The 13005-nt window shown below is 66.4% G+C and carries 13 protein-coding genes and 2 tRNA genes; 9 read left to right on the top strand and 6 right to left on the bottom strand.

All coding sequences use genetic code 11. From position 1 onward, the window contains the following. Positions 1–101 precede the first annotated feature (101 nt). Complete coding sequence (locus tag ACE10W_RS24535; protein ID WP_182872002.1) at positions 102–842, bottom strand: dienelactone hydrolase family protein; 741 nt, start codon at positions 840–842, stop codon at positions 102–104. A gap of 108 nt (positions 843–950) precedes the next feature. On the opposite strand from ACE10W_RS24535, the gene ACE10W_RS24530 reads away from it, so the two are divergent. The 3 genes from ACE10W_RS24530 (at position 951) to ACE10W_RS24520 (ending at position 4295) form a co-directional block, all read left to right on the top strand. Further along, positions 951–1664: a class I SAM-dependent methyltransferase gene (locus ACE10W_RS24530; protein ID WP_182872001.1), complete on the top strand. Its 714-nt coding sequence runs from the start codon at positions 951–953 to the stop codon at positions 1662–1664. A gap of 102 nt (positions 1665–1766) precedes the next feature. Continuing rightward, positions 1767–3605 carry a PQQ-binding-like beta-propeller repeat protein gene (locus ACE10W_RS24525; RefSeq protein ID WP_182872000.1) on the top strand — a complete coding sequence of 613 codons (1839 nt, stop codon included), beginning with the start codon at positions 1767–1769 and terminating at the stop codon, positions 3603–3605. 276 nt (positions 3606–3881) lie between these two features. Then, a complete protein-coding gene (locus ACE10W_RS24520; protein ID WP_182871999.1) occupies positions 3882–4295 on the top strand; it encodes a GFA family protein in 414 nt (137 codons plus the stop codon). A 19-nt stretch (positions 4296–4314) separates the two neighbouring features. Here ACE10W_RS24520 and ACE10W_RS24515 read toward each other — a convergent pair. Together ACE10W_RS24515 and ACE10W_RS24510 are read right to left on the bottom strand one after the other, a co-directional pair. Next, positions 4315–4389: transfer RNA gene (locus ACE10W_RS24515), tRNA-Thr, on the bottom strand. Between the two features lie 163 nt (positions 4390–4552). Further along, positions 4553–5005 (bottom strand): hypothetical protein, encoded by a 453-nt coding sequence (locus ACE10W_RS24510; RefSeq protein WP_011088250.1) that lies wholly within the window; start codon positions 5003–5005, stop codon positions 4553–4555. Between the two features lie 306 nt (positions 5006–5311). On the opposite strand from ACE10W_RS24510, the gene ACE10W_RS24505 reads away from it, so the two are divergent. Beyond that, positions 5312–5797, top strand: coding sequence for a hypothetical protein (locus ACE10W_RS24505; RefSeq protein ID WP_182871998.1), 486 nt, complete (start codon positions 5312–5314; stop codon positions 5795–5797). 44 nt (positions 5798–5841) lie between these two features. Then, entirely contained in the window at positions 5842–6321 is a 480-nt protein-coding gene (locus ACE10W_RS24500; RefSeq protein ID WP_028175994.1) for a hypothetical protein, read from the top strand. Positions 6322–6436: 115 nt separating this feature from the next. On the opposite strand, the gene rlmB is transcribed toward ACE10W_RS24500, so the two are convergent. Beyond that, entirely contained in the window at positions 6437–7267 is an 831-nt protein-coding gene (rlmB, locus tag ACE10W_RS24495; protein ID WP_060908009.1) for a 23S rRNA (guanosine(2251)-2'-O)-methyltransferase RlmB, read from the bottom strand. A 206-nt stretch (positions 7268–7473) separates the two neighbouring features. Between rlmB and ACE10W_RS24490 the strand changes: the two genes are divergently transcribed. Further along, positions 7474–7559: transfer RNA gene (locus ACE10W_RS24490), tRNA-Tyr, on the top strand. A 111-nt stretch (positions 7560–7670) separates the two neighbouring features. On the opposite strand, the gene ACE10W_RS24485 is transcribed toward ACE10W_RS24490, so the two are convergent. Together ACE10W_RS24485 and ACE10W_RS24480 are read right to left on the bottom strand one after the other, a co-directional pair. After that, positions 7671–8702: an LLM class flavin-dependent oxidoreductase gene (locus ACE10W_RS24485; RefSeq protein WP_370204486.1), complete on the bottom strand. Its 1032-nt coding sequence runs from the start codon at positions 8700–8702 to the stop codon at positions 7671–7673. A gap of 140 nt (positions 8703–8842) precedes the next feature. After that, on the bottom strand, positions 8843–9766 hold the full coding sequence (locus ACE10W_RS24480) for a LysR family transcriptional regulator (protein WP_028175997.1): 924 nt from the start codon (positions 9764–9766) through the stop codon (positions 8843–8845). Positions 9767–9879: 113 nt separating this feature from the next. On the opposite strand from ACE10W_RS24480, the gene ACE10W_RS24475 reads away from it, so the two are divergent. From ACE10W_RS24475 to ACE10W_RS24465, 3 genes are read left to right on the top strand one after another with little or no spacing between them, the layout of a single operon-like run. Continuing rightward, positions 9880–11238 (top strand): MFS transporter, encoded by a 1359-nt coding sequence (locus ACE10W_RS24475; RefSeq protein WP_028175998.1) that lies wholly within the window; start codon positions 9880–9882, stop codon positions 11236–11238. Next, entirely contained in the window at positions 11235–11738 is a 504-nt protein-coding gene (locus ACE10W_RS24470) for a GAF domain-containing protein (protein WP_097532325.1), read from the top strand. The genes ACE10W_RS24475 and ACE10W_RS24470 overlap by 4 nt, the downstream gene beginning before the upstream one ends. Before the next feature lie 13 nt (positions 11739–11751). Next, a complete protein-coding gene (locus ACE10W_RS24465; protein WP_370204485.1) occupies positions 11752–12999 on the top strand; it encodes an amidohydrolase family protein in 1248 nt (415 codons plus the stop codon). Positions 13000–13005 lie beyond the last annotated feature (6 nt).

Here is a 13005-nt window from a genome sequence, read left to right as displayed (position 1 = left end):
CTTCTCTCGGGCAGTGGCGGGAGGCATGCGGGGTGCATGCTACCTCATGTTGAACGCCAGTCCAATCTGCGGTCAGGAGCCGTCTTCGTGACCCGCCTCGGTCAGGCAACGAGCCTTGCCTGGAAGAACCGTGTGACGCGATCGATCGCATCGGACGTCATCGGGTCGGGGTCGGAGAAATCAAAGCCGTGGGCTTTGCCTGGATAGGGTACGAATTCGGCCTCGGCGCCGACCGACTTGCCGAGCGCGACCAGTTGCCGTCCCTTCGCAACCGGTACGTTCCTGTCCGCCTCGCCATGCAATGCGATCAGGGGCGGCAGGTGCTTGATTTTGGCGGCCATAGCATCGGGCATGCCGCCATAGAGCACCGCGAGTGCGGCGATACGCGTGTCCCGCGCGGCGGTGTCGGCGGCGACGTAGCCGCCCAGCGAGAAGCCGAGCAGGCCGATGCGCCCGGAACTGTCGGACCGGCCCACGATGGCCGTCACGGTGGCGGAGACCGTGTCGGCCCAATCGTCGAACCGCGACGTGTCAAAGGCATCGCGGCTCTCACGCGTGCTGGACTTCGGCGCCAGCGCGGCCGTATCGGCCGGTGTCATATAGCGGAGAAAATAGACGTCGATGCCCTTGGCGGACAGCGCATCCGCATATCGCTCGTAGGCGCGGAGCCTAAGCTCGATGCCGCCGGACCCGTGCAGCACAATCACGGCAGGGCGCTTCCCGGCCACCGTCGCCGCGTAACGTGACACGGGCAGGCTGTCATTGCCGGAGGTGACGCTGAACTGTTCGCCTGGTGCACCGTGTGCAGGGATAGACGTCAGCAGCGCGGCGATGCCGGTCATGGCCGTTCGTCGGGTAATCATCAGCGAACTCGCGCGAGGGAGATTTCGGAGGCGACGCGTCGGCTGTATAGTGTGCTTGCGACGGAATCTTGACGCGAGTCCCGCCCGATGATCCCCAATCGTCCGCCCGTGCTCGCCCACGAACGCTTCGCTGCCGACCGTGACAGTTTCGCGGGCCTCGATCTCGCCGCGCGGTTCGAGCGGATCGAGAAGACGAACCTGTGGGGCGCGGCCGGCTCGGTCTCGGGCCTCGGCTCGGAGGATCCCGCCACCGCCGCGATCCGGGACGTGCTTCCTGCACTGCTGCAACGGCTCGGCGCGCGCTCGCTGCTGGATGCGCCCTGCGGCGATGCGGGCTGGATCGGCCGCATGAAGCTCGATCTCGACTACACCGGCATCGACATCGTGCCGTCGCTGATCGAGGCCAACAAAGAGCGTGTGGCGCGCGGTGAATTGTCCGGCCGCTTTCTCATTGCAGACATCACGCGCGATGCGCTGCCGGCCGTCGACCTGATCCTGTGCCGTGACTGCCTGGTTCATTTGAGCTTCGATAACATCGCTCGCGCCGTCACGAACTTTCGTGCGAGCGGCGCGCGCTTCCTGCTGGTCACGACGTTTCCCGAATGGGATGCAAATCGCGACTGCGAGGACGGCGACTGGCGCGCGCTGAACATGGCGACGGCGCCGTTCAACTGGCCGGCGCCGCGCGAACTGATCAACGAGCGCTGCGAGGAGGGCGGCGGTGGCTGGCGCGACAAGAGCCTCGGGCTCTGGCGGCTGGATGAATTGCCCGATCGCATCCGCATTGCCACGGGGATGTGACGGACGCACGCGGGACGCCCGTTGCCTCCGCGAATGCCGTCGCGCTACACTTTGGGTTGCATGAAGCCATCTCGCGTTGCGGTGACGATTCCGGAGCACGCCATGAGACCGAGTGTTGCGATTGCCGCCATGCTGATCTGGTGCTGCGCGCCGGCGCTGGCGCAGCAGGAGGGCGCTGCGCTCTACGCAAGCCACTGCGCGCAATGTCACGATGGCGGCGATGCCCAAAGCCGTGTGCCGGGCCGTAGCGCCATGCAGGGAATGTCGTTCGATCATGTGCTGGGGACACTGACCACCGGCAGCATGGCCGCGATGGCGAAGGAGCGCAGCGACGAGGAACGCCGCGCGATTGCTTCCTTCGTCACTGGCAAGACTGCGACCGGCGGCGTCGCAGCCGATGCAGAAGGACGCTGCACGCAGCAGGTCCGCGGCTTTCCAGAGCCGCTTGACGGTCCACGCTGGAACGGGTGGGGCGTCGACGCTGGCAACAGCCGCTTCCAGCCGGCCGACATGGCGGGGCTGACCGCGGAAGAGGTGCCGCGCCTGCGGCTGAAATGGGCTTACGCCTTTCCCGGCGCCTCGGTGTCCTTTGCGCCGCCGACGATCATGGGCGGCCTGCTGTTCATCGGCGGCACCGACCGCAAGGTGCACGCGCTCGATGCGCGAAGCGGCTGCACGCTGTGGACATTCGCGACCGATGCCGCGGTGCGCGCAGCGATCAGCTTCGCGCCGCTTCCCGGCACCGATCAGTTCGTGATCTTCTTCGGTGACTTGCGCGCCAATGCCTATGCCGTGAACGCGCTGACCGGTGCACTGATCTGGAAAACGAAGGTCGAGGAGCATCCGGCCGCGCGCATCACCGGCGCACCGACGCTGCACTCCGGCGTGCTCTACGTCCCGGTGTCCTCGCTCGAGGAGGCCGCCGGCTCGCAAGCCAGTTACGAATGCTGCACTTTCCGCGGCAGCGTGGTGGCGCTGGAGGCTGTGACCGGCAAGCCGGTGTGGCAGGCCTACACGATCCCGGAAGTGCCGCATCCGACCGGCAAGAATACGAAAGGTACGCAGCTGTTCGGCCCGTCCGGCGCCGCGGTCTGGTCGGCACCGACGATCGATCCGAAGCGTAACGCCGTCTACGTCGCGACCAGCAATTCCTACTCGAATCCGCCGGCCGCAACCGCCGATGCGATCCTCGCGTTCGAGCTTGCGACCGGAAAGCTGCTCTGGAAGCAGCAGGCGACCCCGAAGGACGCCTTCATCGTGGCATGCTACGGCGCGGACAGGACCAATTGTCCTGACGAGCACGGCCCCGATCACGATTTCGGCCAGTCGCCGATCCTCGTGACCTTGCGCGACGGCAGGCGTGTTCTTGCCATCGCGCAGAAGTCCGGCGTCGTGCACGCGCTCGACCCGGATGATGGCGGCAAGATCCTGTGGCAGACGCGGATCGGGAAGGGCGGTGCGCTCGGCGGCAGCGAATGGGGCTCGGCCGCCGACCAGGACCGCATCTACGTCGCGAACTCCGACGTGCGTTTCCTGCGCGATGGCACGCGGCGGCTGGATTCCACCCAAGGCGGCGGCCTGTTCGGTCTCGATCTCGCCAGCGGGAAGATTGCGATGGAAGTGCCTCCCGTCGCCTGCGGCGATCGCCTCCAATGCAGCCCCGCGCTGTCGGCGGCGGTCAGCCTGATCCCCGGCGTCGTGTTCTCCGGCGGCGTCAGCGGCTTCCTGCGCGCCTACGCTATAGCCGACGGCAAGCTGCTGTGGGAGTTCGATACCGCGCGAGACTATACGGCCGTGAACGGCGTTCCCGCCCATGGCGGCGCGATCGACGGCCCCGGGCCGGTTATCGCCGGCGGCATGCTCTACACCAATTCCGGCTACGGCCAGTGGAGCGGCGTGGCCGGCAACGTGCTGCTGGCGTTCGAGGTCGGGAAGGAGTGAGGGCGAGCATAGGTGCATCGCTCCACCAACTCGTCATCGCGAGCGTAGCGAAGCAACCGCAAAGTCTTTCCGCGATGACAGTCTGGATTGCTTCGCTGCGCTCGCAGTAACGGAGCAAGATGAGAAGTCATGGTCAATCCAACTCGCATCTCAAACACGGGCACAGCTCTTTCGTAGCGCGCTCCAAGCAGCGGAATGCGGGAACACCGTCCCGGATTGCGCTCCACTCCATCCGGGCCGCAGGACCCGCCGGCCAACCCAGAGGAAGGAATTTCGATGATCGACGCCCGATGTAATTGCGGCGCCCTTGCGCTGTCGCTTCCGGGGCCATCAAGCCTCGTCGCTGCCTGCCATTGCATTGACTGCCAGCGGCGAACAGGCGCGCCGTTCGGTGTCGGTGCCTTCTATCCGGCAGAGGCCGTCACGATCTCAGGCGCGTCGAAGGAATACGTCCGCACAGCCGCAAGCGGCGGCAAGGTCCGCAACTATTTTTGTCCCGACTGCGGTTCAACGGTCTGGTGGAAACCCGACAATCTGCCTGCGATGATCGGCGTCGCCGTTGGCGCCATCGCGGATCCAAACTATCCGGCACCGATCAGATCGGCTTTCGAGCAGTCGAAACATGCCTGGGTGGAAATCACCGGCGCCCAGCATTTCCAGCAGAGCAGCGCGCAGAAGAATTCGGACTGAGTGCTCCCGCCTCGAGCGCTGGTGCCGGCTGAGGGGATTGAACCCCCGACCTTCGGTTTACAAAACCGCTGCTCTACCGCTGAGCTAAGCCGGCGACGCGGGGCAGGGCTCGGCATGTGCCGGAGCTGTCCGCCCGCTCGGGCGTCGCAATATCAGACTTGGTCGGAAAGTGCCAGAACCTGGCAGTGGCGTTTCGCCGGCAAGAAACAGGCGGCCCGTCGGGCCGCCTGCAAGCTTTCAGCCTGATGGCCGGGGCCTTACTGGCAGAGGTGCCGCCGTCCGTCTTCGCCCTTGAACCATGTGCCGGGTCTGCACACGATGCCGTTGCGGGCTGCGTAGGCGTCCCAGTTGCCGTACCAGGCGGGGCCGCCGCTGTCATAGCGCGCGTAGGAATTGCCCCAGCCCTGGAACGGTGCAGCCGCAATCGTTGCGGCGGTGCCGACTGCCGCACCAGCCACCGCGCCCGCGGTGTCGAGCGGCCAGAAGCCCGATTGTGTTCCATCATTCGGATTCACTTGGCCGCGGGCCATGTGCCGGCGGCGATAGGCGCGGTCGGCGGTCGCATTGCCGGGACCGAGATTCTGGCAATTGGGATCCTGGAAGAGCCCCGTGCAGCGGCCCGAATTGTCGACTGTCGCTTGCGCGAAGGCCGGTGTTGCCAGCGTGGACGCAACGATTGCGGCCAAGCCAAGAAGCTTCAGGCTCGTCATGGCATTTTCTCCATGTTGTTGAGACCTGTGCTAAGTGCGACCTCTGGCAGTCGTTCCGCGGATTCTCGCCTGTGAGGTCACATCGACGTGAGCCCGCCCAGGATGTGAAGTTTGTGCCACGCAACCTTGCTCGCTCCGGCACCTGCCGCGAGCTTGCGCCGCGTTAACGCTTCGCTAGCGCAGCTTGCGGCATTTGAGCGGCCCGCGCCCCTTGCGCGTTAGGCTTACCGGCATTTGGTGAGCCGGCCTTAACCCTCTCTGTGCCGCGATCGGTTAGGTTGTGTTCCAGACAACCGGGATCCCACCATGCGCGCTCTGGCGCTCGCAGCCTTTCTGATCGGACTGCCCGCGACGGCGTTTGCCGGCGGCGGCTTCGATATCGTCGTGCCCGGCCGCCCCGGCGTGCCGATCATCATCAATGGCATCGACGCGTCCTATAGCGTCGTCGAAGGTGTCTGGGGCCTCGGCAAGAACGTCCAGGTACAGCCGACGATCTATGGCGGACGCTATATCGCCGAGCGGCAGCCCGACGACGTCGGCCATTATTATCCGACACTGGGCCTGCGGCCCGGCTACGGCCGGCTCGAGGTCGAGCCGCCCGCGAACCGCAGATTGCCGAAGGCGGCCGAGAGCTACCACCAGAGCTGGGGCGCGCAATCGGCGCCGCTGCCGCCGCAGATGGACGTGCCCGCCGATCCGCCGCCGGTGATCCTGGCGCCGGAGATCAATGTGAATCCGCAGCATCGTCGGCCCCGGCCGCGTGCCGAGGTGCCCGGCAAGCCGCCGGGTTAAGAAACGTCAAAAATCCGAGATACGGAAATCAACAGGAGAGAGTAATGCGTCAGATGATTTCGGGACTGGTCGCGGCGGCTGCCGTGATGTTCGTCGGGGCCGCGCCGGCCGCGGCTTGCGGCTTCAATCCGTGCCAGCCGGTTGCGCCCGTCTATTCCGGCTGCAACACCGGTTGCGGCGGTTACGGCTATGGCTATGGCGCCTATGAGCGTCTCGCCGAGCCGACCACGCAGTATTACTACGTCAACCAGGGTCCGACCTACACCGGCCCGGGCGCCTTCGCGCCGTATCCGACCTATCGTGAGGACGCGGTCGTCGCCCCCGCCAACTATGGTTATGGCTATCGCGCCGCCGCCTATCCCTATCACCGCCCGTACTACCGTCCGTATCGCTACGGCTATGGCCCGCGCTACGGCTATCTGCCGCGCGTGCATTACGGCTACGGCCCGCGCTATGGTTACGCCCATCGCCACGCGCCCGCGCCGTACTATGGCGGCCACCGCGTGCTGCGCCGCTACTACTGATCACTTGATCGGTTGAGTTTTTCGAAGCGCCCGTCCGCGTCATGCGGACGGGCGTTTCTTGTTTGTGTCTCTTCGCTTGCGGGGCGAGGGAGCGTAGTTGCGTCCGCGGCCGCAGCTACCGCTTCATCAGCCCGAGCCGGCTCGCGCCGACATAGAGCGAGAGTGCGGCTGCGTTGGAGACGTTGAGGCTCTTGATCTCGCCGGGCATGTCGAGCCGCGCCACGACGCTGCAGGTCTCGCGCGTCAATTGCCGCAGGCCTTTTCCTTCCGCGCCGAGCACGAGCGCCAGCGGTTCGCGCAGTGCGACGTTTGAGAGGTCCTCGCTGCCTTCGCTGTCGAGCCCGACGGTCTGGAAGCCGCGCTCGTTCAGCGCGGTCAGCGCGCGGGCGAGGTTTTGCACCGTCACGACGGGCACCAGCTCGAGCGCGCCGGAGGCGGCTTTCGCGAGCACGCCGGTCGCTTCCGGGCTGTGGCGCGCGGTGGTGACGATCGCCTTCACCGCGAAGGCCGCGGCGGAGCGTAGGATGGCGCCGACATTGTGCGGATCGGTGATCTGGTCGAGCACCAGCACCATGCCCTCCGGCGTCAAGGTCTCGATGTCGGGTGAGAGCAGGGGATCGGCCTCGGCGAGCAGGCCCTGATGCACGGCGTCGGGCGACAGCAGGCGGTCGATCTCCTGGGGCCGGACGATCTCGGGCGTGACGCGGGTCTCGATATTCTCTTCGGCGAGGCGCCTTGCGGCGTTCTCGGTCAGCGTCAGCTTGCGGATCCGCCGCGCCGGGTTTTGCAGCGCCATGGTGACGCTGTGCCAGCCATAGAGGATGACCGGCCCGTCGGATGCCGAATCACGGTCGCGCCAGGCCGGCCGGCCGGCCGATTTCCCGGGCCTGTTGAAGGGCTTAGCCCCGCCGCGGGAGCCCTTGGAGGTGAATTTTCGATCCTTCATGGGCTCGCTTGTGTCACGGGTCCCGTAATATGGCAATTTGAGCGCCTCCGAGGGCGATTTTAGCTGTTCGCCTCGGTTGACTTTGCCCCACCGCATCGCCCATAAACGCGCCCGGTCGCGCCCCCATCCGGGCTGTCGCGGCCTTCACGTTCCATGGCCGTTCTCGGTCGCCGGCAAGGTCCGGCCCGATTGTGCTGCCGTCGAGCGGGGGAGTGTCCCGAGTGGCAAAGGGAGCTGACTGTAAATCAGCCGCCTCATGGCTTCGCAGGTTCGAGTCCTGCCTCCCCCACCACGCTTCGCCCTTCGGGCTACGCGTGGCGTAGCCACGTGATGCCTGAAAGGCAAAGCGTGGTGTCCGGCGAAGCCCGCAGGGCGAAGACGGACTGAGGCGAACGTCGCTATCTTACCCCATCATCTCCCGCACCATCGGCACCACCTTGCGCCCATAAAGCTCGATACTCTTCATCAGCTTCTCGTGCGGCAGGGGGCCGGCCGAATATTTCAACTGAAACCGTGAAATCCCGAGCGCCTTCGCGGTCGCCGCGATCTTGCGCGCCACGGTTTCCGGCGAGCCGACATAGAGCGAGCCGTGCTCGGCTTCGCTCACGTATTCGTCGCGGCCCATCGGCGGCCAGCCGCGTTCCTTGCCGATGCGATCGCGCATGGCCTTGTAGTCGGGCCAGAGCTCCTCGCGCGCCTCTTCATCCGTTTCCGCGACATAGCCGGGCGAGTGCACGCCGATCGGCTGGGCCGGGCGGCCGAATTCCTTGAAGGCGCGGTGATAGAGATCGACGTAAGGCGCAAAGCGCGCGGGATCGCCGCCGATGATCGCCAGCATCAAAGGCAGGTCGTAATGCGCCGCGCGGACCACGGATTGCGGGCTGCCGCCGACACCGATCCAGGTTTTGAGCTGGCCGTTCTCGACAGGGGGATAGACCAGCTGATCCTTCAGTGGCGGGCGCAGCTTGCCGTGCCATGTCACCGGCTTCTGCGACAGCAGCGCCGCGAACAGATCGAGCTTCTCCTCGAACAGCGCTTCGTAAGAACGCAGGTCGAAGCCGAACAGCGGAAAGGATTCCGTGAACGAGCCGCGGCCGAGGATCACCTCGGCGCGCCCGTTGGAGAGCGCATCGAGCGTGGCAAAGCGCTGGAAGACGCGGATCGGATCGTCCGAGCTCAGCACCGTCACGGCCGAGCCGAGATGGATGCGCCTGGTGCGCGATGCGATCGCGGCGAGCACGGTCTCGGGCGAGGAGATCGCGAAATCGGCGCGGTGATGTTCGCCGAGCCCGATGAAGTCGAGGCCGAGCTCGTCGGCCAGCACCGCCTCATCGACGACGTTGCGGATCACCCGCGCATGGGAAAGCATGGCGCCGTCGGCGTCCCTGGTGACGTCGCCAAAGGTATCCAGTCCGAATTGAAGCGATGCGGTCATCGATCGGGTCTCTGCAGGACGCGGGCGGCGCCCGTCATGTGGGAGGAAATGGCTCGCCGTGCAGCTAGGGCGCGGAGGCCGCTTCGGCAATGCCGCTCCGGGAAAGGCACGGTTTCCGGTTTTGCATCACGCCGGCGGGTTCAATCGGATCTGGCGAACATCTCGACCAGGGTCTCGCGCAGCCAGCGCTGCGCCGGCACAGTGTCGTTGCGCTGGTGCCAGAACAGGCTGACGATGCGCGGCGGCGCCTGAAGCGGAAGCGGCATGGCGTGCAGCAACGGCGCATGCCTTGATTGCGAACGCAGGTCGCTCGGCAGCACGGCGATCAGGTCGGACTGGCGCACGACCTCGTAGGCGGCGCTGTAGTGATTGACGGTCGCGACCAGGTTGCGTGACAGCCCGCGCGAGGCGAGGAAGAGGTCGTAGGACGGCATGGTCTTGCCCGCGAGGCTCACATCGACGTGGCCCGCGTTGAGGAAAGTTCGCGTGCTGAGGCGCTTCATGCCCGCGAGCGGATGGCCGCGCCGCATGAAGCAGGCATAGTCGACGGTCCACAGCGAGCGCGAGCGAATGGCGGCCGGTTGTTGCGCCTCGTTGACATAGACGCTCATGACGCAGTCGACCCTGTTGTCCTCGAGCTGGTCGGCGATCTCCAGGATGGTGTTGGGGACGGTATGGACCCGCGCCTTGGGCGCGACCTTGCCGAGATGGCCGAGGAGGTCCGGCATCACGAGCGAGGAGACGTAGTCCGACATCGACAGGCTGAACTCGGTCTGCGCGCGGCCGGGATCGAACACCTGCTCGTCGAGCGCACCACGCACGCTTTCCAGCGCTTCGCCGATCGGCTCCCACAGCACCACGGCGCGCTGGGTGGGACGGATGCCGGTGCCGGATCTCACGAACAGGGGATCGCCGAGCGCGTCGCGCAGCCGCGCCAGCGCGTTGCTGACCGCGGGCTGGGTCATCGTCAGCGCGCTCGCCGCGCGCGTGACGCTGCCCTCGGTCATCAGCGCCTCGAAGACTTTCAAGAGGTTGAGGTCGAGTGCACGGAAGGACACGAACATTCACCACAGTGATATATTAGATCATGATTATAAATTATGACGATAATATCTCCTTGTCTATGGTTCCCTGAGGGACACGCGGTGCGCCGGGCCGCCAGACTGAGGGGACTTTCATGTCGATGATATCGGCGCGCATCGAGCGCCTTCCGTTCGCTCGCTTCCACAAGCATCTGCTACTGATGGGCGGGCTCGGCTACATGTTCGACGCGATGGATGCGGCGGTGCTGGCCTTCATCCTGCCGGTGCTGCGCACCGCGTGGAATCTGTCGAGCGTGCAGATCGGCGTGCTCGGCAGCAGCACCTATATCGGCTTCCTGTTCGGCGCGTTGCTGGCGGGCACGCTGGGTGACCTGATCGGCCGCCGCGCCGTGATGATGTCCGCGCTTGCGCTGTATTGCGCGGCGTCCATCGTGAGTGCGATGGTCGATACATGGCCGTCCTTCTTTGCCGCCCGCGTCGTCGCAGGCATGGGCACCGGCGCGGAGAGCGCGATCATCGCGCCCTATCTCGCGGAGTTCGTCGCGCGGCGCTACCGCGGCAGCTTCACCGGCGCACTGGCCGGCTTCTTCTCCTTCGGCTTCGTTGCGGCGGCGCTGCTCGGCTACTTCATCGTGCCCGCCTATGAGAACGGCTGGCGCATCGTGCTGGTCATCACCGCGGTGCCGGTCGTCATGCTGTTGTGGTGGCGCAGGGCCTTGCCCGAATCGCCGCGCTGGCTCGAAAGCCGCGGCAGGGAGAAGGAAGCCGAAGCCTTGCTGGACACGATCGAGGCGGGCTTTGCGCGCCAGGGCCATGTCCTGCCGCAGCCGGTCGTCGAAGCCGTCGCGCCGCAGGGCGCGACCGGAACGCTGCTCGCCAATTTCGCCGCGCTCCTCGCAGGCCGGCAGGCGCGCATCACCATCATGACCTGGATCATGTGGCTGGCGATCACCTTCAGCTATTATTCCTTCTTCGTCTGGATCCCCGGCCTGCTGGTTCAGAACGGCATGAGCATCACCAAGAGCTTCGCCTATTCGATCGCGATCTATTGCGCGCAGATCCCCGGTTATTTCAGCGCCGCGTATTTCAACGAGCGTATCGGCCGGCAGGCGACGATCGCGACCTACATGGTGCTCGGCGGCGCCAGCGCGCTCGGGCTCGCCTTCGCGCAGAGCGACCAGCAGATCATGGCGGCGGGAATCTTCCTGTCCCTGTTCATGAACGGCACCTATGCGGGCGTCTATGCCTATACCGCCGAGGTGTTCCCGACGCCGGTCAGGACCACCGGTGCCGGCCTTGCCTCCGCGATCGGCCGCATCGGCGCGATCGTCTCGCCGATCCTGGTCGGCTATCTCTATCCCAATTTCGGCTTCGCCGGCGTGTTCGGCGTCACCACCACCGTGCTGCTGCTCGGGGCGGTGACCGTCGTGCTGATGGGCGTGCCGACCCGCGGCCGTTCGCTGGAAGAGATCGCGGCGGGTGAAGTTGCATGACGCGGACCAAACGCCAGGCCGATCCGCTGCTCTGTGCCGTCGCGGCGGCGCAGGGCAGGGTCGATCAGCCGGATGCGCTGTTCGCGGCGCTGGACGAAGCCGTGAAGTCGGCGATCGGGCACAAGCTGTTCACGATCCTGACCTATGACGGCGACAGCGGTGAAGCGGCGCGGATCTATTCCAATCTCCCCGGCCCATATCCGACCGGCGGACGCAAGCGCCTCGCGCCGGGCCCGTGGACCGAGGCCGTGCTCGATCGCGGCGAGGCCTATATCGGCCGCACACAGGCCGATCTGCGCATGGTGTTCTCCGACCACGAGCTGATCGCCTCGCTCGGCTGCGAGAGCGTGCTCAACATGCCTGTGCGCTGGCGCGGACGTACGCTCGGCTCGCTCAATCTGCTTCATGAGGCGGGCTGGTACGGCGAGGATGATGTCGCCGCGTGCCTTCCCTTTGCTCAGCTCACATTGCCGGCATTGCTTGCGCCGGCCCACTTCTGACAGGACGCCCGCGATGCCCCGCATCCTCTTCAAGAACGCCGCTCTGCTCGATCCGCTCCAGGCGGACCTGATGGACGGACATCACGTGCTGGTCGAAGACAATTTGATCAAGGAGGTCTCGGACCGGCCGCTCCAGGTCACCGCCGACCGGACCATCGATCTGAAGGGCAAGACGCTGATGCCCGGCCTGATCGACCTGCATGTGCATGCGGTGGCGGTCGAGCTCAATCTGGCGCAGCAGGTGCACATGCCCAACGTGCTGGTGACGCTGCGCGCGACGCTGCTGCTGCGCGGCATGCTGCGGCGTGGCTTCACCACCGTCCGCGATGCCGGCGGCGCCGGCCATGCGCTGAAGCAGGCGATCGAGACCGGTCTCACCGACGGCCCGCGGCTGTTCGTCTCCGGCCGCGCGCTCAGCCAGACCGGCGGCCACGGCGACATGCGGGCGCGCTCGGATTATCTGGCGAGCGACGCACCATGTCCGTGCTGCGTGCGCGTCGGCGCGCTGGCGCGCGTCGCCGACGGCGTCGACGGCGTGCGCAGGGCCGCGCGCGAGGAGCTCCAGATGGGCGCCGACCAGATCAAGATCATGGCCTCCGGCGGCGTTGCCTCGCCGACCGACCCGGTCGGCGCCTTCGGCTATTCCGAGGACGAGATCCGCGCCATCGTCGAGGAAGCGCGCGGGCGCCAGACCTATGTGCTGGCCCACGCCTACACCGCCGCCGCCATCGCGCGCGCGGTTCGCTGCGGCGTGCGCACCATCGAGCACGGCAATCTCGTGGATGAGCCGACCGCGCGCCTGATGGCCGAGAAGGGCGCCTATGTGGTGCCGACGCTCGTCACCTATGAGGCGCTGGCCAACGAGGGCGCTCAATATGGCCTGCCGCCGGAGAGCGTCGCCAAGATCGCCGATGTCCGCGACGCGGGTCTCCGTTCGCTCGCGATCTATCGCGATGCCGGCGTGAAGATGGGGTTCGGCAGCGATCTGCTCGGGCCGTCCCAGCGTCTCCAGAGCGATGAATTCCGCATCCGCGCCGAGATTCTCGGCCCGCGCGCCGTCATCGCCAGCGCCACGGTGATTGGTGCCGAGGTGCTCGGCATGGAGGGCAAGCTCGGCCGGATCGCCCCCGGGGCCATCGCGGACCTGCTGGTGGTCGACGGCAACCCGCTGCGCGATGTCGCCTGCCTGCTCGGCCAGGGTGAGCACATTCCGCTGGTGCTGAAGGCCGGCAAGGTCCAGTTCGACAGGCTGAACGCGTAGTCGGCC

This window comes from Bradyrhizobium sp. B025 (assembly GCF_042257955.1).
Taxonomy (GTDB): Bacteria; Pseudomonadota; Alphaproteobacteria; order Rhizobiales; family Xanthobacteraceae; genus Bradyrhizobium; species Bradyrhizobium diazoefficiens.
Note: the sequence above shows the minus strand (reverse complement) of the source record. Positions and strands in the feature narration are given on the sequence as shown.

Bases quoted from the DNA above. Each gene is read 5' to 3' on its own strand.
- ACE10W_RS24500 (WP_028175994.1), top strand. From the start codon at position 5,842: ATGCGTCAGATGATTTCGGGACTGGTCGCGGCGGCTGCCGTGATGTTC.
- ACE10W_RS24525 (WP_182872000.1), top strand. From the start codon at position 1,767: ATGAGACCGAGTGTTGCGATTGCCGCCATGCTGATCTGGTGCTGCGCG.
- ACE10W_RS24485 (WP_370204486.1), bottom strand. From the start codon at position 8,702: ATGACCGCATCGCTTCAATTCGGACTGGATACCTTTGGCGACGTCACC.
- ACE10W_RS24475 (WP_028175998.1), top strand. From the start codon at position 9,880: ATGTCGATGATATCGGCGCGCATCGAGCGCCTTCCGTTCGCTCGCTTC.
- ACE10W_RS24470 (WP_097532325.1), top strand. From the start codon at position 11,235: ATGACGCGGACCAAACGCCAGGCCGATCCGCTGCTCTGTGCCGTCGCG.
- ACE10W_RS24505 (WP_182871998.1), top strand. From the start codon at position 5,312: ATGCGCGCTCTGGCGCTCGCAGCCTTTCTGATCGGACTGCCCGCGACG.
- ACE10W_RS24480 (WP_028175997.1), bottom strand. From the start codon at position 9,766: ATGTTCGTGTCCTTCCGTGCACTCGACCTCAACCTCTTGAAAGTCTTC.
- ACE10W_RS24535 (WP_182872002.1), bottom strand. From the start codon at position 842: ATGACCGGCATCGCCGCGCTGCTGACGTCTATCCCTGCACACGGTGCA.
- ACE10W_RS24510 (WP_011088250.1), bottom strand. From the start codon at position 5,005: ATGACGAGCCTGAAGCTTCTTGGCTTGGCCGCAATCGTTGCGTCCACG.
- rlmB (WP_060908009.1), bottom strand. From the start codon at position 7,267: ATGAAGGATCGAAAATTCACCTCCAAGGGCTCCCGCGGCGGGGCTAAG.
- ACE10W_RS24465 (WP_370204485.1), top strand. From the start codon at position 11,752: ATGCCCCGCATCCTCTTCAAGAACGCCGCTCTGCTCGATCCGCTCCAG.
- ACE10W_RS24530 (WP_182872001.1), top strand. From the start codon at position 951: ATGATCCCCAATCGTCCGCCCGTGCTCGCCCACGAACGCTTCGCTGCC.
- ACE10W_RS24520 (WP_182871999.1), top strand. From the start codon at position 3,882: ATGATCGACGCCCGATGTAATTGCGGCGCCCTTGCGCTGTCGCTTCCG.